Source organism: Nonomuraea sp. B12E4, assembly GCF_039871825.1.
Classification (GTDB): Bacteria; Actinomycetota; Actinomycetes; order Streptosporangiales; family Streptosporangiaceae; genus Nonomuraea.
In genome coordinates this window covers 31,694-50,992 of sequence record NZ_JBDPME010000042.1, presented here as the reverse complement: position 1 = coordinate 50,992, position 19,299 = coordinate 31,694, and the positions used below count along the sequence as shown (strand labels likewise).

Annotated in this window: 24 protein-coding genes and 2 pseudogenes; 13 read left to right on the top strand and 13 right to left on the bottom strand. The window is 67.0% G+C overall.

Going from position 1 to position 19,299, the window contains the following annotated elements; all coding sequences use genetic code 11:
- From ABGB18_RS45585 to ABGB18_RS45575, 3 genes are all read right to left on the bottom strand, one after another.
- Window positions 1-731 (bottom strand): fatty acid desaturase (locus ABGB18_RS45585; protein ID WP_347701948.1); only part of this gene is annotated, 731 nt, incomplete at its 3' end.
- A 94-nt stretch (window positions 732-825) separates the two neighbouring features.
- Window positions 826-1,716, bottom strand: coding sequence for an alpha/beta hydrolase (locus tag ABGB18_RS45580; protein WP_347701947.1), 891 nt, complete (start codon window positions 1,714-1,716; stop codon window positions 826-828).
- A gap of 45 nt (window positions 1,717-1,761) precedes the next feature.
- Window positions 1,762-2,373 carry a GNAT family N-acetyltransferase gene (locus tag ABGB18_RS45575; RefSeq protein WP_347701946.1) on the bottom strand — a complete coding sequence of 204 codons (612 nt, stop codon included), beginning with the start codon at window positions 2,371-2,373 and terminating at the stop codon, window positions 1,762-1,764.
- Between the two features lie 135 nt (window positions 2,374-2,508).
- On the opposite strand from ABGB18_RS45575, the gene ABGB18_RS45570 reads away from it, so the two are divergent.
- On the top strand, window positions 2,509-3,474 hold the full coding sequence (locus ABGB18_RS45570) for a GntR family transcriptional regulator (protein WP_347701945.1): 966 nt from the start codon (window positions 2,509-2,511) through the stop codon (window positions 3,472-3,474).
- A gap of 560 nt (window positions 3,475-4,034) precedes the next feature.
- On the opposite strand, the gene ABGB18_RS45565 is transcribed toward ABGB18_RS45570, so the two are convergent.
- The 3 genes from ABGB18_RS45565 to ABGB18_RS45555 form a co-directional block, all read right to left on the bottom strand.
- Window positions 4,035-5,099, bottom strand: a complete 1,065-nt coding sequence (locus ABGB18_RS45565) for an integrase core domain-containing protein (RefSeq protein WP_347701944.1) — start codon at window positions 5,097-5,099, stop codon at window positions 4,035-4,037.
- Window positions 5,100-5,386: 287 nt separating this feature from the next.
- Window positions 5,387-5,923, bottom strand: coding sequence for an OmpA family protein (locus tag ABGB18_RS45560; protein ID WP_347701943.1), 537 nt, complete (start codon window positions 5,921-5,923; stop codon window positions 5,387-5,389).
- Window positions 5,907-6,506 (bottom strand): hypothetical protein, encoded by a 600-nt coding sequence (locus ABGB18_RS45555; protein ID WP_347701942.1) that lies wholly within the window; start codon window positions 6,504-6,506, stop codon window positions 5,907-5,909. Before ABGB18_RS45555 ends, ABGB18_RS45560 begins: the two co-directional genes overlap by 17 nt.
- A gap of 402 nt (window positions 6,507-6,908) precedes the next feature.
- Here ABGB18_RS45555 and ABGB18_RS45550 point away from each other — a divergent pair, with 402 nt between their 5' ends.
- Window positions 6,909-7,082, top strand: coding sequence for a hypothetical protein (locus ABGB18_RS45550; protein WP_347701941.1), 174 nt, complete (start codon window positions 6,909-6,911; stop codon window positions 7,080-7,082).
- On the opposite strand, the gene ABGB18_RS45545 is transcribed toward ABGB18_RS45550, so the two are convergent.
- Window positions 7,054-7,443 carry a hypothetical protein gene (locus ABGB18_RS45545; RefSeq protein ID WP_347701940.1) on the bottom strand — a complete coding sequence of 130 codons (390 nt, stop codon included), beginning with the start codon at window positions 7,441-7,443 and terminating at the stop codon, window positions 7,054-7,056. The genes ABGB18_RS45550 and ABGB18_RS45545 overlap by 29 nt on opposite strands.
- The gene (locus ABGB18_RS45540; protein ID WP_347701939.1) at window positions 7,440-7,622 is read right to left on the bottom strand and encodes a helix-turn-helix domain-containing protein; all 183 of its coding nucleotides are present in this window, start codon (window positions 7,620-7,622) and stop codon (window positions 7,440-7,442) included. The genes ABGB18_RS45545 and ABGB18_RS45540 overlap by 4 nt, the downstream gene beginning before the upstream one ends.
- 150 nt (window positions 7,623-7,772) lie before the next feature.
- On the opposite strand from ABGB18_RS45540, the gene ABGB18_RS45535 reads away from it, so the two are divergent.
- From ABGB18_RS45535 to ABGB18_RS45500, 8 genes are all read left to right on the top strand, one after another.
- Entirely contained in the window at window positions 7,773-8,162 is a 390-nt protein-coding gene (locus ABGB18_RS45535; RefSeq protein ID WP_347701938.1) for a PPOX class F420-dependent oxidoreductase, read from the top strand.
- Window positions 8,163-8,240: 78 nt separating this feature from the next.
- Window positions 8,241-9,257: a LacI family DNA-binding transcriptional regulator gene (locus ABGB18_RS45530; protein ID WP_347701937.1), complete on the top strand. Its 1,017-nt coding sequence runs from the start codon at window positions 8,241-8,243 to the stop codon at window positions 9,255-9,257.
- A 354-nt stretch (window positions 9,258-9,611) separates the two neighbouring features.
- On the top strand, window positions 9,612-10,910 hold the full coding sequence (locus tag ABGB18_RS45525) for an MFS transporter (protein ID WP_347701936.1): 1,299 nt from the start codon (window positions 9,612-9,614) through the stop codon (window positions 10,908-10,910).
- Window positions 10,907-11,686 (top strand): SDR family oxidoreductase, encoded by a 780-nt coding sequence (locus ABGB18_RS45520; protein ID WP_347701935.1) that lies wholly within the window; start codon window positions 10,907-10,909, stop codon window positions 11,684-11,686. The genes ABGB18_RS45525 and ABGB18_RS45520 overlap by 4 nt, the downstream gene beginning before the upstream one ends.
- A gap of 13 nt (window positions 11,687-11,699) precedes the next feature.
- A complete protein-coding gene (locus tag ABGB18_RS45515) occupies window positions 11,700-12,431 on the top strand; it encodes an SDR family NAD(P)-dependent oxidoreductase (protein ID WP_347701934.1) in 732 nt (243 codons plus the stop codon).
- Between the two features lie 34 nt (window positions 12,432-12,465).
- Complete coding sequence (locus ABGB18_RS45510; RefSeq protein WP_347701933.1) at window positions 12,466-13,437, top strand: asparaginase; 972 nt, start codon at window positions 12,466-12,468, stop codon at window positions 13,435-13,437.
- Window positions 13,438-13,465: 28 nt separating this feature from the next.
- Window positions 13,466-14,344 (top strand): polysaccharide deacetylase, encoded by an 879-nt coding sequence (locus ABGB18_RS45505; RefSeq protein WP_347701932.1) that lies wholly within the window; start codon window positions 13,466-13,468, stop codon window positions 14,342-14,344.
- Between the two features lie 24 nt (window positions 14,345-14,368).
- A complete protein-coding gene (locus ABGB18_RS45500) occupies window positions 14,369-14,869 on the top strand; it encodes a hypothetical protein (RefSeq protein WP_347701931.1) in 501 nt (166 codons plus the stop codon).
- A gap of 17 nt (window positions 14,870-14,886) precedes the next feature.
- Here ABGB18_RS45500 and ABGB18_RS45495 read toward each other — a convergent pair whose 3' ends face one another.
- Window positions 14,887-15,177, bottom strand: a complete 291-nt coding sequence (locus ABGB18_RS45495) for a Fe-S cluster assembly protein HesB (protein WP_347701930.1) — start codon at window positions 15,175-15,177, stop codon at window positions 14,887-14,889.
- A 331-nt stretch (window positions 15,178-15,508) separates the two neighbouring features.
- Window positions 15,509-15,718 carry a hypothetical protein gene (locus ABGB18_RS45490; protein ID WP_347701929.1) on the bottom strand — a complete coding sequence of 70 codons (210 nt, stop codon included), beginning with the start codon at window positions 15,716-15,718 and terminating at the stop codon, window positions 15,509-15,511.
- Between ABGB18_RS45490 and ABGB18_RS45485 the strand changes: the two genes are divergently transcribed.
- From ABGB18_RS45485 to ABGB18_RS45475, 3 genes and pseudogenes are all read left to right on the top strand, one after another.
- Window positions 15,701-15,994, top strand: coding sequence for a hypothetical protein (locus tag ABGB18_RS45485; protein ID WP_347701928.1), 294 nt, complete (start codon window positions 15,701-15,703; stop codon window positions 15,992-15,994). The genes ABGB18_RS45490 and ABGB18_RS45485 overlap by 18 nt on opposite strands.
- A gap of 19 nt (window positions 15,995-16,013) precedes the next feature.
- On the top strand, window positions 16,014-16,598 hold the full coding sequence (locus tag ABGB18_RS45480; RefSeq protein ID WP_347701927.1) for an isochorismatase family cysteine hydrolase: 585 nt from the start codon (window positions 16,014-16,016) through the stop codon (window positions 16,596-16,598).
- Window positions 16,496-16,888 (top strand): annotated as a pseudogene (locus tag ABGB18_RS45475) (AIR synthase related protein); the annotation flags it as partial. The gene ABGB18_RS45480 and the pseudogene ABGB18_RS45475, both read left to right, overlap by 103 nt.
- A 41-nt stretch (window positions 16,889-16,929) precedes the next feature.
- On the opposite strand, the gene ABGB18_RS45470 reads toward ABGB18_RS45475, so the two are convergent.
- The 3 genes and pseudogenes from ABGB18_RS45470 to ABGB18_RS45460 form a co-directional block, all read right to left on the bottom strand.
- Window positions 16,930-18,030 carry an integrase core domain-containing protein gene (locus ABGB18_RS45470; protein ID WP_347701926.1) on the bottom strand — a complete coding sequence of 367 codons (1,101 nt, stop codon included), beginning with the start codon at window positions 18,028-18,030 and terminating at the stop codon, window positions 16,930-16,932.
- 187 nt (window positions 18,031-18,217) lie between these two features.
- Window positions 18,218-18,488 (bottom strand): annotated as a pseudogene (locus ABGB18_RS45465) (helix-turn-helix transcriptional regulator); the annotation flags it as partial.
- 284 nt (window positions 18,489-18,772) lie between these two features.
- Window positions 18,773-19,252, bottom strand: coding sequence for a DUF6632 domain-containing protein (locus ABGB18_RS45460; protein ID WP_347701925.1), 480 nt, complete (start codon window positions 19,250-19,252; stop codon window positions 18,773-18,775).
- Window positions 19,253-19,299 lie beyond the last annotated feature (47 nt).

The window sequence follows — 19,299 nt, the reverse complement described above, 5'->3', positions numbered from 1 at the left end:
ACAGGTACAACGCGACGGCGTCCGCCTTGAACTCCGGCGGATACGACTTCATCGCCACGTGGAACTCCTTGTCTCCGGATCTCCATCATCCGGTACTCAAGGTGTCCACGTTTCGGGGCGAGGGCCCCTCGGCTGCCCTCGGCCTGCTTGGCCGGCCAGATCAGTACGTCCGGCGCAACGTCCGGGTCGCGGTCTTCGTGGTTGGGATTGGCGTGGTGCCGGGTGTGCTTGTCCTGCCACCAGCCGTAGCTGAGTCCCGCACACAGGTTGCCCACAAACAGTCCGGCGGCCCGGCTGGTCCGCCGGCTGCGGAATACCTGGCCGTGCGCCAGGTCGTGGGCCAGTAACGTGACCTGGGCCAACGCCACGGCGAGCAGGGCTGCGACGAGGAACTGCCACGAGGAATCGCCGACGGCGGCGAACGCCGCCCAGCTCCCGGCGAACAGGAACGCCACGAGGCTGATTCGTGTCGCGTAGTACCAGGGCCGCCGGTCCAGCAGACCCTCCTGAGTGATGCGGCGCGACAGACTGGCGAAGTCGCTGCCCCGCTGGGCTCGGGTGATGGACGCGGTTGCCAAGAGGCCCTCCGGTACTCGGGTCTGATCAGTCGTCTCGGGTGGGTAGGCGCGGTGCCCGCCCAGGCTGCGCAGCGGCTCGGCGATGAGACCGCGCCGCTCGTAGTAGCGCAGCGTCTGGATGTCGGGGGCGGCAAGTACGCCTGAAAGGGGCACCGAGCTGGCCTTGCGCGGGAAGGATAGCTGTGGGCCGCACTGAACCGGTGGCTCGGCACGATCAGCTCGGCTGGCCGTTTCGGGGCGCGCTGGGTCAGCGGCTGGCGAGCTCGGCGAAGATCTCCACCAGTTCGGGTCGGTCGAATGGGCCGACATGGGGTGCCGCGACGCTTCGAACGTCAGTCGGGTTGTCCGGAGTGAGGCGGTCGGCCTCGTTGATGAATCGGTCCTGCAGCGCCGGCGGAATCAGCCGGTCGAGAGTGAAGCGCACATACGTTCGGGGAATGCGGCCCCAGGTGTGTGCTTTGCCCCGGGCGTCAGCCAGGGGAATGCTGGCGGTCTCGTCTGGCTCGAGCATGCTGAGCAGCCGGCTCACCCCTTCGTCGGTGAAGTCTCCGGCAAGGGCATCCTTGACGCCCTGGAACACCGCCGGGTCGGCCGAGCGCCAGTTGAGCCGGCTCACCCCCAGGACCGCTGGATCGGCAACCATCGCCGCGGTCACTTTGGAGAGCAGGCTGTCGCTGTTCTCCGGCGTTTCGAGATATGCGGCCATGTTCGGCAGGTCCACGCAACAGTACGCCGCGACATAGACAACCCGATCGAGCAGTTCGGGGATGGCGTTGCCGACTCTGCTCACGGTGACGCCGCCCTGGCTCATGCCGACGAGGATCACGGGCCCATGGCGGCGTGCGCGGCGCACCACATCCACAACGCGCTCGACATAGTCGTCGATGGTGATCTTGGCGAGCGGCGACGGTTCGGTTGCCAGCGCCTCGAGGTCCTGCGGGGCCTGGTACGAACGGGGATAGAACGCCTCGCGGCCGTGTCCCGGAAGGTCGATGGCCACGCACCGGTGCCCACGCACGGTGAGTTCGTTGGTCAGCCCCAAAGCCCAGGCCGAGGAGGAGTTGGTGCCGTGGACGAACACCAGGGTCGGAGGTCGCCGATCAGCGTCGCGGGTCCCGGCTTCATGGTTCGTTGTCATTGACGTTCTCCCTTTGTCTGTTGGACGGGTGGTGTGAATTGGTGGTCAACGGTGCGGTGGACGCCACATCGGCCACAGGAGCGGGCTGTCCGCCACGCGAACCGGCTCGCCGAGATCCTCGAATCCGTACCGCTGGTAGAGAGCACGGCTCCGGGGCGAACTCGCCTCCAGATACGCGGCGAGCCCGTCGGCGTCCGCTCGCGCCAGCCGGTGCCGCAACAGGGCCGAGCCGAGTCCGGCTCCTTGCCGCCCGCTGATCACCCCCATGCAGGGGAGGTAGAGGTGCGGTTCGCGATCGGGGTGCCGTGGGGCCAGCGCCTGGCCCAGGGCCAGCAACCGCGCGCCGTTCTCACCGAAGACCGCGTTCTGGCCCGCCTCGGGCGCGTCCGGGTGCTCCTCATAGGGCGTTTGGCCGGCGGCCAGCGCCAGCCATACCGACGCGCCCTCGCAACGGCCGGCCAGATACGCCTCGGCGGCGGGATGGGCGAGCAGGGGGCGGTAGAAGTGCGACTGGAGATGGCCTCGTTGGCCTACCTCGGGGAAGAGCCAGCAGACAAGGGGATCGTTCATGAACGCCTCGGTCAGGACGTCCAGCACCGCCTGCTGGTCTGCGTCCCCCGCCAGCCGCACGAGTGCGTACGGTGTATCTAATGTCATGGGTACATCGTATCGACGACAGTCGCTGAAATGGTCATATTCCCACGTTAGGCGAGCTAAAGTGAACTAGTACTGGAGAGATTGAACTAGTCCACTCTTGGCGGACAGCAATCTCACCAACAGATCGGAGGCCCTATGCCGTCGTCAACGCAGCGACCGGAACCGCCATACCGGCAGATCGTCTCGGAGATCCGTGCCCGGATCCTGACCGGCGACCTGCGGCCCGGCGATCGGATGCCTTCCATCCGGCAGATCGCCCAGCGATGGGGCGTCGCGATCGCGACCGCGACCAAGGTGATGGCCGCTCTCCGCGACGACGGGCTGGTCGAAACGAAGGTCGGCGCCGGCACGGTGGTCAGCACCTGCACGGGCCAGACGCAGCCGGTCGGCCTGACCACTCCCCTGAGACCGCGGCCGGCCGGCGCCCCCAAGCAGGCACTGAACCGCAAGCAGGTCCTCCGCACCGCCATCTCGATCGCCGACATCGAGGGACTCGACGCCGTGTCCATGCGGCGGCTGGCGGCCGAGCTCGGGGTCGGTCCTATGTCGCTGTACCGGCATGTTTCGAACAAGGACGAATTGGTGATGCAGATGACCGACGAGGTCTTCGGCGAACCAGAGCTACCCGTCCCGGGGCCAGAGGGGTGGCGAGCCAAGCTCGAACTGATCTCCCGCCGGCAATGGGAGCTGTGCCGGCGACACCTCTGGCTGCCCAGGGCCGTCTCGTTCATTCGCCCATTGCTGGTGCCCAACATGATGGCGCACACCGAGTGGACCCTGCGCGCACTCGACGGGCTTGGACTGGCCATGACGACCCGGATTCGCGAGGCGCTCACGCTGCACGCACTGGTCCTCACCGCTGCGCTGACCATGGCGAATGAGGTCGAAGCTGAGCAGGAGACCGGTGTGACGCTCGACCGGTGGTGGCTGACACAGCGGCAGCGGGCCGACGAACTCCTCCACTCCGGACGATTTCCGCTGCTGGCCACGGTTACAGGGAAAGAGGTGTCGGACGTGGACGGACTGTTCGAGTACGGCCTTGCCCGCCATCTCGACGGTTTCGCCGCCCTGGTGAAGGATCAGGCCCGAACGCGCCCGTAGTCCTGTCTCGTCAGAAGTCTCCGAGAACCCCTCGAACAAGGCGGCCGGGAGACCGATCGCCTTCACCCGATCCAGCTTCACGATCTCCACTAGCAACGTGTCCAGCTGAAACGACCCCAGGCCCTCCCTCAGCTCCGGCACGCGCGCCGGGCCCCTGGCCATCTGAGGCGGGGTGTACCGCTCGAATATTGAATCTGTGGCCTGAACTGCGGTTAAGCGGCGTGGTGGTATTCGCTGATCGTGCCTGCGACGACAGGTTTTCGGCGGATGGAGCGCGTCGCCTGGCCGGCGACTTGATCGCCTGGACCCAGATGCTCGCCCTGGCCGGCCACCCGCCCACCGCTGGGAACCCAAACGCCTACGCATGTTCTCGATCGCCGCACGCCTGGCCAAAGGCCGCGACCGATCTCGCGAAAGATCGAGGCTAACTGAGCGATCTTCGAGTCAGTACCACGTCGCATGAGGCGACACCATTCAGCACCCGCCGTCAGGGTTTACCACGATGCCGGTACGGCGGTTGCCGCGATGGCGTCCCTGTGGGTGCCGAATATTGTGTCTCCTCATGCGACCTGGGCGTACTCATGCAGGAGGCCGCCGAGCCGGTCTCTTCGGGAAACCTCGATGTCGGCGTCGACTGGATCGGGCAGCGCCCGCAGTGGGCTGGCCTGCTTCAAGGTCTGGTGCGGACGATGCCTATTGAAGTAGGTCTCGTACTCGGCGAGGACCTTGCGCAGGTGGCGTTCATTGATGATGGGGATCCGATCGAGTAGCTCGCGGCGCACGCTGCCCACCCACCGCTCCATGATCGCGTTCATCCGAGGAGCCTGCGGTGCAGTGAGCACTACGCGGATGCCCTCGGTCGTGAATACCTCATCGAACAGCGTGGTGAACTTGTTGTCCCGATCCCTGATCAGGAATCGGAAGTCACCGATTCGATCGCCCAGGTCGAGCATCAGGTTGCGGGCTTGCTGGCCGACCCAGCCAGCGGTTGGGTGCGCCGTAACCCCCAACACGTGCACCCGCCGGGTGGCGTGCTCCACCACGGCGAAGCAGTACAGCCGCGTAAGCATCACCGTCTCCACGCAGAAGAAGTCGCACGCCAAGATCGCGGACGCCTGAGCCTTAAGGAACTGAGCCCAGGTCGGACCGCTGCGCCGGGGCGCTGGATCGAAGCCGGCTCTCTTCAAGATCGCCCACACGGTGGCGGGGGACACCTTCCGGCCCAGGCCAGCGATCTGCCCGGCGATGCGCCGGTGTCCCCAGTCCGGGTTTTCGGCGGCCAGGCGCAGCACCAGGGCGCGGATGGTGGGTCGGATCGGTGGCCGTCCCGGCCCGTGCTTGGGGTAGGTCCAGCGTCGCTTCACCAGGTCGGCGTGCCAGCGTAGGAGCGTCCGCGGTGTGATGAACAGGTCGCATCGGCGGCGTCGGGGCAGGAGTCGCGCGAGCGCGGCGATGATCGCCCGGTCCGCCCACGATGGACGGGGAGCGGCGACCTGACGGCGGAGCACAGCCAACTGATGCCGCAGTACCAGGATCTCTGCATCTTTGGACGCCTGTGATCGGACGAGCAGCGCGATCCAGCCGAATGTTCGTAAGACGATCAAGTACAGCAGCCGCAGAGCCATCCTGCGATCCTGCCGGAGCCGAGCCATCGAGCACAGCAAAACCCCAGATCAAACCCGCTGACACAATATTCGGCACCCACACGTGGCATAGATCGCTGGAGAGCCACGTAGTGGGAAACCAGTCCGCGTGGTTCGGAGGGAGGCCGCGCTGGAAAAGGCCCTGTCAAGCAGGAACCTCGCCGCGCGGCCCACCCTGTTCGGCCACCGTTCAGCCTGGAGTTGCCATCACGGCCGCCGGGCTCGCGGCAATCCCCAGCGCGGCCCCATCGAGGCTCACCGCGACGGGCTCACTGTGCGACGTTGTAGACGATCTCCACTCGGCGGTTCTGGGCTCGGTTCCGGGGGATCGGCTTGCCGTCGACGAGGTTCGGGACCTTGGGGCGGCTCTCGCCGTACCCCTGCGCCTGGAGGGTGACGCCCGCGTCGGTCAGCATCTCCGACATCGCCTGCCGCACCGCTTGCGCGCGCCGCCGCGACAGTGTGAGGTTGTACGCGTCGGCCCCCTGGTCGTCGGTGTGGCCCTCGATCTTGACCACGCCGCCCGCGCCGTCGGCGCTGACTTTCTCCGCGACCTCCTGGAGCCGCTTCCTGGCGGCTGCGGTAAGAACCCACTTGTCCACCGCGAACAGCACGTCGCTGGTCAGCGCGACGGTGACCAGCGAGCCCTGCTGGGTTTCGCTCTCGGTGCCGTCGAGCGACTCGACCGCGCCGATGATGTCCTCCACGGGCATCACCAGGTCTTCGACCGCGCCGGTGGCGTCGGCGGGTGGGGCGGGAGTCGGTGACAGGGCGAGCACCATGGCGACGCTAAGAGATCGGAACATCGGTGAACACACCCACCATAGGCATCTCGATGTTGATCTTCGTGACGTCGGCGGGCGGGGCGGCGAAGACGGCGTAGAGGGTGGTGGCGTCGCTCGATTTGAGGAACTGGCCCTGGGTCCCCGAGCAGACGCATTCGGCGTTGGCGTCGGTGCCGTTGCGGGCGACGCGGTAGCGCTTGGCGTTGACCGGGTCGATCAGGGAGACGGCCGACACGCTGTAGTCGAGCGCGGAGCTGCCCATGCCGTTGTGCAGGTTGACGCTGCCCTCGGTCGCGGTGACTGTCCAGTTGAGGCTGATCGTCTTGCCCTGCCGCTTCAGCGCGGTGATGTCGACGCGGGCCTTGCCGTACTGGCCGCCGGCCGCGACCTTGGTCTCACGGCTGGCGATCACGGTGCCCTGCTGCGGGGGCGCGGTCCGCTGTTCGGCGGGCGCGTTCGTCTCCGCGGCCTGGACGGGCTGCTTGACCGTGGTCTGCTCGCCGGCCTGCTGCTTCTCCTCACCACCGCCGCCCTGCTGACTCGGAACCATACCGCACCCTGCCAGCGCGGCAGCCATGAAGGCCAGCGCGATCGTCTTTCGCATGTTGTGCATCACCTTGCCGGTCGGGGCGAACTCGATGGGCTCGACGGCAATGAGGCGACCTTCAGGATGCGCATGGTCCGCTATATGCGCGGGCCACGCCGCCTGCGGACCTCCTGCGCCAGGCGTTCGGTCTCCGCCCTGCCGTCCTCGTAGCCAAGAACGTCAAACTCTCCCATAGCATTCGCTATCTTCTCAACCGCCCCATCTATCTCATCAAGCTCGATACATGCCTCGAACCTAACAAGCAGGGCGTCAACGTGCGTTCCGGCGGTCGCCGCGCACCATCGGCGATCGACAGCTGCCTGAGCGGTTGCTCAAGTCGTTTTGAGCAACCGCTCAGACGGTAACACTCAAGATCTGCAAGCCTGTCGAGGGCTGCAGGTCAGCGCATAGATCGAATATTTGAGCCCCACAGGCTCGTACGGCGCCCTTCTCATCGACTACACCCGCTCCAAGGCGCTGGCTATGGTGGGCCGACACGAGGAGGCGCAGGCGACGCTGGAGCGGATCAGCGAACAGTTGATGACCGGGAGCCTGCCAGCCAGCATCATGCCCGCCTACCGGCGAGCCTCGTGAGTACGGGCATGATGTTGGCCAGCGCGTCGGTCATGCCCTCCCTGGACTTGGCCGCCGCGTGCGGCCACCAGGCGTGCACGTAGGTCACCGCGAACGAGTACCAGGTACGAGCATCTTTGGCCTTGATCATCGAGGGGGGAAGGCCGGTCTCCAGGTCGAATGCCTCGCCGTTCTTGGCCGCCTGACGCAGGTCGGACAGGAAGCTCTCGGCCAGGCCCTTGGTCTTGAAGGTGGCCGATTTCGCGTGAGGTCCGACCGTCCATCTCACGGTGTGGGAGACGATGCGAGGCTTCTTGCCCTTCTCCGGCTGGCGGGTGTTGGTGCGGATGTTCCAGAACTTGACCTTGTAAGAGGTGTTCATGCTGCTCTCCGGAGGGATGCGAGCCAGGCGTCGAGGTCGCTGCGGTAGATGCGGAGTTCACCGTTGGGCAGGTGGAAGCCCTTCGGCGCCTTGCCGATCTCGCGCCAGCGGTAGAAGGTGCGGCGGGAGGCCTGAGCCGCGGAGCGGGCGTCAGATTCCTGGATGTCATAGGAAGACATGATCGGATACGACATCCTCGCCTGAGAAGAAGATCGTCGTCACATGGGGATCACAGGGCGGGTACGCCCTGTCCGGTGCCGGAAACCGGCAATGAGGGCCGCACCGGACGGCTTGACTGCCATCGACGTCAGGGTTGCAGACCGGCGCGCATGGTCTTCACCCAAGCGGAACTCGACTATCTGGCCACGCAGCACATCGGGCGGCTGGCCACCGTCTCGCCCGGCGGGCAGGTGCAGAACAATCCCACGAACTTCTTCGTCGATGCCGGCGCCGGCCTGATCGTCATCGGCGGGCACGCGCTGGGCGCGTCGAAGAAGTTCCGTAACGTCCGGCAGGGCAGCACGGTCGCGTTCGTCGTGGACGACCTGGCGACGATCGATCCGTGGGCGCCTCGGGGCATCGAGATCCGGGGCACCGCGGTGGCGCTGTCGGACCACGAGCCGCCCCTCCCGTACTTCTCCCGGGAGATCATCAGGATCACCCCCTCCAAGATCATCTCGTGGAACCTGGACGGGCCGCGCGCGAGCCGATCGGTGTGAGAGCTCGGCGGCGGGAGCGAGCACGCGTCCGGGGCTGGAGAATGAGGGTGGGGCGCCTCGCGTGTACAGGGAGAACTGATGGGCAGCCACGCCACTCTGCAGGTGATCGCGGATGAGACCGGCGTCACGCCCTCCACGGTTTCCCGCATTCTGAACTCGAGTTCCGAGGCGTCGGCGCGCCGTTGGGCGTCGGCGGAGACGATCCAGCGGGTACGGAAGTCCGCCGCGTCCCATGGCTACCGGCCCAATCCACAGGCGGTGGGCCTGCGGACACGTCGCTCCAACCTGATCGGCGTGATCGTCCCGAGGCTCCAGGACTACGTTCTGGCCACGATCTACGAGGGGATCGACGAGGCGGCCACCGAGCGGGGTTTCGCCACCTTCGTCACCAACTCGCTGGACAATCCTCGCAAGCAAGCCCTGGCCACCGAGACGCTCCTGTCCCGCAGGGTCGAGGGCCTGATCTTCGGGGACGCCCACTTCGACGGCGAGTTCCTGAAGGGCATCGCCGAGCGCGACGTGAAGTTCGTCCTCGTCTCGCGCCGGGTACGCGACGACCACCCGTCCGTGACCTGCGACGACCACATGGGCGGCAGGTTGGTGGGCGAGCATCTCGTGGCCACGGGCCGCCGGGACGTCGCGATCCTGGCAGGTGAGACCTACGCCTCGACCGGCCTCGACCGTACCCAGGGCGCCGTCGACGCACTCCACGCGGCGGGCGTCGACATCCCGCCGCACCGCATCCTGCACGACGCGTTCGACGCGCAGGGCGGGCGTGCCGCGGCGGAGCGGCTTCTCGCCCGCCGCCCGCTCCCTGACGCCATCTTCGCCACGAACGACTTCGCGGCGATCGGCGCGATGGGGGCGCTGCGCGACCGGGGGCTGTCGGTCCCCGGGGACATCGCCCTCGTCGGCTACAACGACACGGCGCTGGCCGCCGAGCTTCCCACGCCGCTGACCACTGTACGGTCACCGATGCGGGAGATCGGCCGCCGGGGTCTTGAGCTCCTGCTCGACCTGCTCCGGGGAGTCGAGGCGCAATCGCTGCGCCTGCCGCCCACGCTGGTCGTCCGGGAGTCGACGAACCCGGTCTGACCTGGGACGACTCTTGACATCCCGCACCTATGACGTTTAGCGTCCTCAGTGCTACGCAAAGGTTTGAGTTCCCCATTCCGGCTCACCAGTCGGCCGGATATGGCCACGCGCCAGTCGGCACAGGACCACGACTCTCGTCGCCGGTCGCGCGACATCCCCCGAAACCTGTGGCTTGCCGAAATCCCCCCGACGGTCCCAACGGTTTGCCGCTCTCTGCGCAAACGTTTGTTCGGTTACACAAACCTTTGTGTAACCGCGCTCATGCCATGAAGAGGAGCCCTCATGGGAGCTATCCCACCCCGGGAGGCTGACAGCGCGCCCCCACATGCCGACGGGCAACCCTGGAACAGACAGGTGACGAAGAAGACGATCGCCTTCATCGCCGTCGTCGCGTTCCTGGCCTGGGTCGCCTCCGTCTACGACTACACGCTCTTCGGCACCCTCCTGCCGGTGATCGCCGACGACTTCGGCCTCTCGACGAGCCAGTCGACGATGATCAACACCCTCGCGACGGTCGGCGTCTTCATCGTCTCCCTCGTCGTCGGCCCGGTCCTCGACAAGATGGGGCGCAAGAAGGCCCTGGTCCTGCTGATCATCGGAGGGGCGCTGGCCTCCGGATTCACGGGTCTGGCGGCGGGCGCCGTGAGCGTGGTCGTCATCCGCGCGTTCACCGGCCTGTCGCTGTCGGAAGAGGTGGTCAACGCCGTCTACCTCAACGAGATGTTCAAGAGGGTCAAGAACCGCGGATTCGTCTACAGCCTGGTGCAGTCGGGCTGGCCGGTGGGCGCCCTGATCTCGGCGGGACTCACGGCGGTGCTGCTGCCGATCGTCGGTTGGCGCTGGTCGTTCTTCGTCACTCTCATCTTCTCCGTCCCGATCATCCTGCTCGCGCTCAGGCTGCCCGAGTCGCCGACTTTCCTGGCCGTCAAGGAGGTCAAGCGCCGCCAGGAGCTCGGGGACACCGCCGGAGCGAGCGCGCTCGCCGTGGAGCACGACCTCAGCGAGCTCATCGACGGCAAGGCCCGCGGAGGTCTGCGTGCCGTTCTGGCCCCGGGACTGCGCCGCCACACGATCAGCCTGGCGCTCGCCTGGCTCACCAACTGGATGGGCATCCAGGTCTTCTCCGTTCTCGGCACCACCGTCCTCGTCGGGGCGAAGGGCGTCTCGTTCGAGAGCGCGCTGATCGTCCTCGTGCTGTCCAACATCGCCGGCTTCGCCGGCTACCTCTTCCACGGCTGGGTCGGCGACCGGATCGGCCGCAAGCTGACCATCACCGCGGGTTGGGCGGTCGGCGGCGTCATCAGCATCCTCATGCTCGTCCTTCCGACGGGACAGGGCATGACGATCGCGCTCTACGCGCTGACGCTCTTCTTCCTCAACGGCCCCTACGCGGCGATGCTCTTCTACATGGGCGAGTCGTTCCCGCCGCATGTGCGTGGAACGGGCGCGAACGTGGCCCACGTCATGGCGCCGCTGGGCGGGATCGTCGGATCCGCGCTGTTGAGCGTGCTGCTCGCGGCCGGGCTGTCGATGACGGTCGCCGCCGTCTGCGCGGGGTCCGTATTCATGTTGGTGTCGGGCGTCTTGATGCTCTTCACCAAGACCACGAACGGGTTCAGGGAACGTTCCATCACGAAGGAGGCTCTGGCATGAACAGGGACGACGAGCTGGAGGGCAAGGTCGCCGTCATCTCGGGAGGGGCCAGCGGCATCGGCCGGGCCCTGGCCGTGGCCTACGCGCGGGCCGGGGCGCACTCGGTCGTCGGGTACTTTCCCGCGGACCCGCACGACGTGGGAGAGACGGTCGCCGCCGTCGAAGCGGAAGGCGGCAGGTGCGAGGCCGTGGAACTCGACGTCCGATCGTACGAGCAGACCGAGCGGCTCGCCCGGACAGCGCGGGACACGTTCGGGCGTCTCGACATCGCCGTGGCCGCCGCGGGCATCCTGCGGCGCCGATCGCTCGCGGAGATGACCGACAGCGCATGGGACGACATGCTGACGGTCGACCTCAGCGGTGTCGTACGGCTCTTCCGTTCCTGTGCCGCGCGCATGGACGCGGGCGGAGCGATGGTGGCCGTCTCCTCCATCTCGGGCGGCGTCTACGGGTGGCAGGAGCACAGCCACTACGCGGCCGCGAAGGCCGGCGTCCTCGGGCTGTGCCGCTCCCTGGCCGTCGAGCTGGCCGAACGCGGCATCCGGGTCAACGCGGTGATCCCGGGCCTGATCGAGAGCCCCCAGTCGCTCGACGAGGTCAACTCCCTCGGGCCCGACGGCCTGCGGGAGGCGGCGAAGATCATCCCTGCCGGACGCGTCGGCACGGTCGACGAGACCGCCCGGGTGATCCGGTTCCTCACCTCCGGCGACGCCACGTACGTGACCGGCCAGAGCATCGTGGTGGACGGTGGCCTCACCGTTCGCTGGCCGAGCTGACGGGGGCTGCGAAATGGGAAAGCTGGAAGGTCAGGTCGCGGTCATCACGGGAGCGGCGAGCGGAATCGGGGCCGCGACAGCGCGGCTGTTCGCCCGGGAAGGGGCCCGTCTCGCGTTGCTCGACCTGTCTCCCGTACCGGAAGAGCTCCAGAGCCTGGCGGCGGCGACCGCGTACGCCGTGGACGTCACCGACGCCGACGCCGTCAGCGGCACGATGGACAGGATCGTGGATGACCATGGCCGCATGGACGTCCTCGTCAGCGCGGCCGGCATCCTCGACGAGGTCCCGTTCCTGGAGATGACACCGGAGCGCTTCGACAGGACCATCGCGGTCGACCTGCGCGGCGTCTTCCTCGCCGCGCGGTTCGCCGCACCCCACATGGTCGCGGCCGGCGCGGGGCGCATCATCAACATCGCCTCCCAGCTCGGCATCAAGGGCGGTACGAACCTCGCCCACTACGTCGCGGCCAAGGCCGGGGTCATCGGCCTGACGAAGGCGCTCGCCTTCGAGCTCGCGCCGAAGGGGGTCCTGGTCAACGCGATCGCGCCCGGCCCGATCGTCACCCCGCTCATCGACGGACTGTCCGAGGAGTGGAAGCGGGGCAAGTCCGCGGAGCTGCCCCTGGGCCGGTTCGGCCGTCCCGAAGAGGTCGCGCCGACCGCGCTGCTGCTGGCCAGTTCGCCGGACGGCGACATCTACGTCGGCCAGACCCTCGGCCCCAACAGCGGCGACGTCATGCCATGACCGGGTCGTCCGGCACCACGAAAGGTGACTCCTGATGGCACACGTCGTCCTCATCGCCACCGGCGGGACCATCGCCTCCAGCAGCGGCCCCGACCGGGCGGCGGTGGCCCGGAGGACCGCGGGAGAGATCCTCGGCTCCATCGGTCCATGCGACGTCGAGGTGCAGGGGCGCGATCTCCTCAACGTCGGCTCCTACCTCCTGGGGCACCGCGAGCTCCGTGTCATCGCCGAGGCCGTGGCGGAAGAGGTCGCGCGGGACGACGTGACGGGTGTCGTCGTCACCCACGGGACCGACACCATGGAGGAGACGGCGTTCCTCGTGGATCTCCTCCACGACAGCGACAAGCCCGTGGTCCTCACGGGCGCGCAGAAGGCGGCGGACCACCCCGACAGCGACGGGCCGCAGAACCTCCGTGAGGCCATCGTCGTGGCCGCCTCGCCGGAGGCGCGCGGCTGCGGCGCGCTCATCTGCTTCGCCGGTCGGATCTTCGCGCCCCGGCGGACGCGCAAGCACCACACGATCGCGCCGGAGCCGTTCCGGACCGGCGACGGAGGTCCCATCGGGCGGGTCGGCGCCTCGAGTGTCCGGCTCACGGCCCGGCCGGTACGCACGGCGCGGCTCGACCGGCCGGATCACCGTTTCGACGAGACGCGGGTCGACGTCGTGACCCTCCATCCCGGTGCGGACGCCGTGCTCGCCCGCGCCGCCGTCCATGCCGGGGCCCGGGCGGTCGTGCTCGCCGGCACCGGAGCCGGCAACGGCAACCACGCCGTGCTGGAGTGGGTGTCGGAGGCGGTGCGTACGGGAAAGGTTGTCGGCCTGTCCACGCGGGTAGCAGAAGGGCCCGTCGTGCCCATGTACGGCAACGGCGGCGGGGCGGACCTCACGCGCGCCGGGGCGTTGAACCTCGGAGGCCTGCCTCTCTACCACGCGAGGCTGCTGCTGGCCCTGCTGCTTTCACAAGGCGTCTCCGTCACCCAGCAGACCCTCACTCCCTACATCTGAAACCCAATTTCCAGGAAGGACGCGCACTGTGGCCAAGGAAATCTTCGTGGCGTTCGGGATCGATGTCGACGCCGTCGGCGGCTGGCTCGGGTCGTACGGGGGGGAGGACTCCCCTGACGACATCTCGCGCGGCATCTTCGCCGGTGAGGTCGGCGTCCCGCGGCTCAATGACCTGATGAAGAAGTACGACCTGCCGGCGACCTGGTTCTGGCCCGGCCACTCCATCGAGACCTTCCCCCAGCAGTTCGACGAGGTCGTGGCCGCCGGCTACGAGATCGGCGTCCACGGCTACAGCCACGAGAACCCGATCGCGATGAGCCGGGAGCAGGAGTCGACGATCCTCGACTACTGCATCGCCCTCATCGAGCAGCGCACCGGCAAGCGCCCCACCGGGTACGTCGCCCCGTGGTGGGAGTTCTCGCCGGTGACCAACGAGCTCCTGCTCGAACGGGGCATCAAGTACGACCACTCGCTCATGCACCGCGACTTTGAGCCCTACTACGTACGGGTCGGCGACGCCTGGTCGAAGATCGACTACGACAAGGACGCCCGCGAGTGGATGAAGCCGCTCGTACGCGGCCAGGAGACCGACCTCGTCGAGATCCCGGCGAGCTGGTACCTCGACGACCTGCCGCCCATGATGTTCATCAAGACCAGCCCGAACAGCCACGGCTTCGTCAACCCCCGTGACATCGAGCAGATGTGGCGCGACCAGTTCGACTGGGTCTACCGCGAGATGGACTATGCGGTCTTCACCATGACGGTCCATCCGGACGTTTCCGGCCGCCCGCAGGTCCTTCTCATGCTGGAGCGCCTCATCGAGCACATCAGCCGGCACGAGGGTGTCCGATGGTCCACGTTCGACGCCATCGCGGAGGACTTCAAGGCCAGGAAGCCCCGGCGGTAGTCACAGGGCGAGGGGTGCGGCGGCATGTGCGGAGCCTGTGGAGGACTTCCTTCCGACTGGGCCGTACCCCTCGTTTCCGGGCACCGGCGGCGGTCGGCCATCGCGCGCTACGTCGGCGGCGTGTGCACGGGAGTGGCTGTCAGGGCCGTTCCCCAGGGCTGGCTGGTGACCGGGGCCACCGGGGCGGCACGGGTCATGCCGACCCTCGATCGGCTGCTGGACGGCGTGTTCCGCCGGTTGACGGCCACGGGATGGGCAGACCTCGAAGCATCGCTTCGTGACCACGAGAACGGGGCGGCCGCCGAGCCGTACCCCGGCTACCGTCCGCGCGAGGCACCCCACCCGCCGGCAGCCCTCACGGTGATGAGCGTGCCTTCGCACGGCAGCCTGCACGTCCGGCTGGCGGCGTTCGGCCTCGGGATCCGCGCGTTCGACCGCCGCGCGGTCGCCCTGGACGCACGTGAGCGGGAGACGCCGTTCCGTCTGCTCGCCTCCGACGGCCGCATCCTGGGCTCAGCCCCGTGACGACGCCGGCGGGCTCGTCAGGTCTGGGAGATGATCCGGAAGGACGGCCTGTCTTCCTGGACGTTCTCCGCGTCGGGGGCCTTGTCGTTCAGGAAAGAGGCAGTGGTCGGTTCGAGGAACACCCGGACGCCCTCTGATTCGAGTATTTGATCGTCAGGATACGGCCCACCCGAGATCGACAGTTGCAGAGATCTGCCGGAACCGTTGACGGACGACACCGCGATGCGCAGCCCGGTGTCCGGCGGCGTTTCCGGTTGTGAGGTCAGGTCGCGTATTGCCGCGACCGCATCAGTGGTCAGAGTGGGCACGGCGACTCCAGTTGGCGAAACTCCATGGTCCGGCCAGGAGCAGGGGCCCGAAGGCTTGCCTTGAGCGCTTGCCCGAACCGGCCGGCCGATAACACCAGTGAGGGTCGAGCGTCGCTCTACTTCCCTCCTTGCCGCGGGTCCTGTCCGGGCGGACCTCTACCGCAAATGCCCGCTGGCAATCTTCGGCGGGCGTATCGCGGGCTGATCACCACCGGGCCTGGCGCGCGCTGGCCGTGTGCGGCGTCCAGCACGATCCGGACGCGTACGACCTGCTGGTAGGGGGCCGTGTGAGAATGGGCCAGCTTCTTGAACCGCCGTCGCTCGGAGGCGGTTAAGACGATCTGGCGAGCGCGGGGGACGTCCGGAAGCCGGTGAGCACCGTCTTGATGCCGGCTTCGGCGAGGATCTCGTCCATGAGAGCCGGGAACTTCCCATCCCGATCTCGGAGCAGAAAGCGCTCCTGGCAACCCGCATCGTCCAGATGCTCCCGGCCCGCAAACACGTCGTCGAGATGCGCCGCTGCGTGATCGAGCCGGCTCATCGGGGGAAATTTCTGCTCGACGGCTGGGAAAGGGCCCTGGCGAAGGTCAGGGACATGGGCTGTGAGCTCATCGCCATTGACGTACGCGACGATGGGCCCCATGAGCTCTGGCGACGTCTCGGGTTCCAAAGCTATGGCCTGCTGCCCGACTACGCGCGAGTCGCCGGCCGATCGATCAGCGGCCATTACATGTGCGCGCGGCTCGACGAAATCATCGAACACCACGAAAGAACGGGGAGCTGGCTGTTCACCGACGAACAACCGGCCGCACACTGATCAGCGGAGGATCTTTACTATGGCCAAGGTAGCCGTACTCACCAATGACCTTCAGTACGACCTGGTACAGAAGAATCCCGAACGGGTCGCCGCGGTGGCCGCGGCCACCACGAACTTCGTCGAATTCCTCAACGGCATACGGAGCCGCGGCCACTACGTCTTCCATCTCCAGCTCATCAACCAGGCCGACGACCTCAACGCCGAGCGCTACGGCGATTTCCTTCCGGTACAGGAGGGCTCACCCGGTGCGGAGATCATGAAGGAGTTCCTGGCACCAGAGGACATCGTCCTGGTGAAGTATAAGGACAGCGGCTTTTACGAGACTGAGTTGCACGACCGCCTGCAGGAGCTCGGGATCGACACGGTGCTGATCACCGGCATGCAGACGCAGATTTGCGTGCAGACGACCGCGGCCGACGCGTTCTTCCGCGGCTACAACGTCTGGGTGCCCTCGGATTGCGTCGTCTCGGCCCGTCCGGAGGACCGCGAGCGGGCGCTCGAATGGCTGGCCGGCTATTGCGCCACCGTCGTCGACTCGAAGGAAGTCCTGCGCATTCTCGACGCGGAGGGCGCACTCCCGCGAAAGGACATCAAAACGCCCTGAGCGTCACCGGTCTTTCTGAAGGGAGTTGCATGACTACATCGGCGACCGATGCCGACCAGGTTCTTCTCGACCACGGTGCGGGAGCTCTGCTGAGCCATGAACTGGTCGCACGCATCACCGACACCCTCGGGGACGTCTACGTCGGCGAGATGGAGGACAGCGCGATACTGGCGAGGCCGGGTGGGCGGATCGCGATGACCACCGACAGTTTCGTCGTCGATCCCCCGTTCTTCGGCAACGGCGACATCGGCAAGATTGCCGTGTGCGGGACGGTCAACGACCTCGCGGTGTCGGGGGCGACTGCGCCTGCCGAAAACGCCATCCGTGCAGGTCAAGCAGCATGTGAGTACTCGTGGAGGACGCCGCCGAGTCGGTCTCGTCGGCGTATGTTCAGGTCGATGATTCGTTCGGGGTCCGTGATCGGGTCCGGGACGGGACGCAGCGGGGCGGCTTGGTTCAGGGCTTGGTGGGCTCGTTGCTGGTTGTAGAAGTGTTCGTACTCGCGTAGGGCGTGACGTAGGTGGCGTTCGTTCCAGATCAGGCAGCGGTCCAGGAGTTCGTGGCGGCAGGACTGTACCCATCGCTCCATGATCGAGTTCATTCGTGGCATCCGGATGCCGGCGAGCACCGTCTTGATGCCGGCCTCGGCGAGGATCTCGTCCATGAGGGCGGGGAATTTGCCATCCCTGTCTCGGATCAGAAAGCGCGCCCGGCAGCCCGCATCTTCCAGGTCCATCACGAGATTCCTGATTGCCTGGACGACCCAGTCGGCGGTCGGGTGAGCGGTGGTGCCCAGCACGCGAATGCGCCTGCTGGCGTGCTCGATGACGGCCAGGATGTACTGACGCTGCCCGTTCAGGGTGACGATCTCGATGAAATCGCTGGCCAGCAGGGCGTCGGCTTGGGAGCGCAGGAAGTCGGCCCATGTGGTGGATGCCCGCTGGGGTGCCGGGTCAAGGCCTTCTTGTTTGAGGATTTCCCAGACCGTGGACGGTGCGACCTTGATGCCGAGCGTGGTGAGCTCCCCCTGCACCCGCCGATAGCCCCAGCCCGGATTCTCCCGGACCAAGCGCAGAATGAGAGCGCGGATGGAGCGGACCGTGGGCGGGCGGTTAGGCCGCTTCGGTCGGCAGGTACGGGCATGGCGCCGTCGCATCAGGTCGCGGTGCCAGCGCAGGACGGTGTCCGGCCGGACGAGGAGCCGCAGCCGGCGCAGGACCTCGCGGGGCAGCGAGGTCAGCAGGGCGGCGAGAAAAGCCCGGTCTGCCGGAGTGAATCTCACTCTGGTGTCGTCGCTGAGTTGGCGTTCAAGCACGGTGATCTGGTGACGCAGGGCAAGTATTTCCACGTCCTTGTCCCGATCGCTCATGGGCAGCAACCGCAGTGCAGCGAAAGTGTTCGTGACGGCGAGGTAGGCCAGGCGAAGGAGCACGGCCGATCATCATGCCGTACTTGGTCCCTCTCCCGGTGGCCGGAGCTCGCGTCACGCCGCGCTTAGCTCTGCATGGCCATGACCTGGGCGGATGACATTATCGGCAGGCGCAAGGTCGGTCATCGCGTCGAGCATCCGCAGAATCACCGGTCGGATCCGCCCAGCCGCGGCGGGTGGTCGGCGCTCGGACACCCGTGGCCGCGCGGGCCAGGTCGTAGAGGTAGGCCCGCTCGGCATCGTCGAGCTGAAGTGCGTGGGACAAGGAGTCCAGCACCGAGTCCGAGGCGCCGCTCAAGTTCCCGCGCTCGAGGCGGATGTAGTAGTCAATGCTCATCCCGGCCAGCAGTGCCACCTCCTCCCCGGCGCAACCCGGTCACACGTCGATTGACACCGAAGACGGGCAGCCCTGCCTGCTGCGGCGTAATGCGGGCGCGACGAGTACTGAGGAACTCCCGCACCTCGTCGGCTCCTCGCCTTTTTCCACCATCGACCGCCGCTACGAGTGGACGACGTTCGACAGCGTCGCCCGACGGCCATGACCTACCGCGCCCTCGCGCTCAGGGCACGTTCGCCGACCCCGGCGTGCTGGCGCTCAATACCTTGGCAGGACCATTCCGATGCGCAGACTGATCACCATCAAGTCGAACGGCCAACACACATTCGATCTGTGCTCACCCGCCTGGCCAGCGCGAACGGCTGGTGGACCACATCCTCTACACCCGGAAAGCCCATCGCCAGATCGTCACGCGACCGCCACCCTCCTGGAGGGCCGGAGGAGGAAGATACCGATGGCCAAGATCAGTATGAACGGGATGTCGGTCAGGAACTTGCTCCAGTAACGATCCAGGTCCATGGCCGCCTGCGCGACCATGAGCAGCCCGTGGGCGAGGTTGGCCCACATCGTGAAGGACAGGAACGATGTGTGGGCGAGCGGATCCCGGGCCGCCACCAGGAGGAACACGGCCCACACGATGTAGATCGCGAACAGCATGGGCGGCACGTGGGCGTGCTCGTGGCCGGAGACGACGTCGTTCCAGATCGTCCAGTTCAGTGGGCCCCCGGCTTCCGCGAGGAGAGGTGTGCGCACCAGGAAGCCGATGAAGAGCGGCACGAAGATCGCGAGCGACAGCACACCGTAAACGCGAAGGAACACAGCGAGAGCCCGCGGGCTCCTGCCGCGGTCGTGGGAGTCCATGTCGAGCCCTTCTTGTAGCCAATACATGCTCGGACACTACAACTCATCAGTAGGTAAAGACAACTAGAAAGATG

Coding starts and splice junctions, on each gene's coding strand:
- ABGB18_RS45530 (WP_347701937.1), top strand. CDS start 8,241: ATGGGCAGCCACGCCACTCTGCAGGTGATCGCGGATGAGACCGGCGTC.
- ABGB18_RS45580 (WP_347701947.1), bottom strand. CDS start 1,716: ATGACAACGAACCATGAAGCCGGGACCCGCGACGCTGATCGGCGACCT.
- ABGB18_RS45510 (WP_347701933.1), top strand. CDS start 12,466: ATGGCACACGTCGTCCTCATCGCCACCGGCGGGACCATCGCCTCCAGC.
- ABGB18_RS45500 (WP_347701931.1), top strand. CDS start 14,369: ATGTGCGGAGCCTGTGGAGGACTTCCTTCCGACTGGGCCGTACCCCTC.
- ABGB18_RS45480 (WP_347701927.1), top strand. CDS start 16,014: ATGGCCAAGGTAGCCGTACTCACCAATGACCTTCAGTACGACCTGGTA.
- ABGB18_RS45515 (WP_347701934.1), top strand. CDS start 11,700: ATGGGAAAGCTGGAAGGTCAGGTCGCGGTCATCACGGGAGCGGCGAGC.
- ABGB18_RS45520 (WP_347701935.1), top strand. CDS start 10,907: ATGAACAGGGACGACGAGCTGGAGGGCAAGGTCGCCGTCATCTCGGGA.
- ABGB18_RS45570 (WP_347701945.1), top strand. CDS start 2,509: ATGCCGTCGTCAACGCAGCGACCGGAACCGCCATACCGGCAGATCGTC.
- ABGB18_RS45540 (WP_347701939.1), bottom strand. CDS start 7,622: ATGTCTTCCTATGACATCCAGGAATCTGACGCCCGCTCCGCGGCTCAG.
- ABGB18_RS45575 (WP_347701946.1), bottom strand. CDS start 2,373: ATGACATTAGATACACCGTACGCACTCGTGCGGCTGGCGGGGGACGCA.
- ABGB18_RS45560 (WP_347701943.1), bottom strand. CDS start 5,923: ATGTTCCGATCTCTTAGCGTCGCCATGGTGCTCGCCCTGTCACCGACT.
- ABGB18_RS45555 (WP_347701942.1), bottom strand. CDS start 6,506: ATGCGAAAGACGATCGCGCTGGCCTTCATGGCTGCCGCGCTGGCAGGG.
- ABGB18_RS45535 (WP_347701938.1), top strand. CDS start 7,773: ATGGTCTTCACCCAAGCGGAACTCGACTATCTGGCCACGCAGCACATC.
- ABGB18_RS45490 (WP_347701929.1), bottom strand. CDS start 15,718: ATGAGCCGGCTCGATCACGCAGCGGCGCATCTCGACGACGTGTTTGCG.
- ABGB18_RS45545 (WP_347701940.1), bottom strand. CDS start 7,443: ATGAACACCTCTTACAAGGTCAAGTTCTGGAACATCCGCACCAACACC.
- ABGB18_RS45460 (WP_347701925.1), bottom strand. CDS start 19,252: ATGTATTGGCTACAAGAAGGGCTCGACATGGACTCCCACGACCGCGGC.
- ABGB18_RS45565 (WP_347701944.1), bottom strand. CDS start 5,099: ATGGCTCTGCGGCTGCTGTACTTGATCGTCTTACGAACATTCGGCTGG.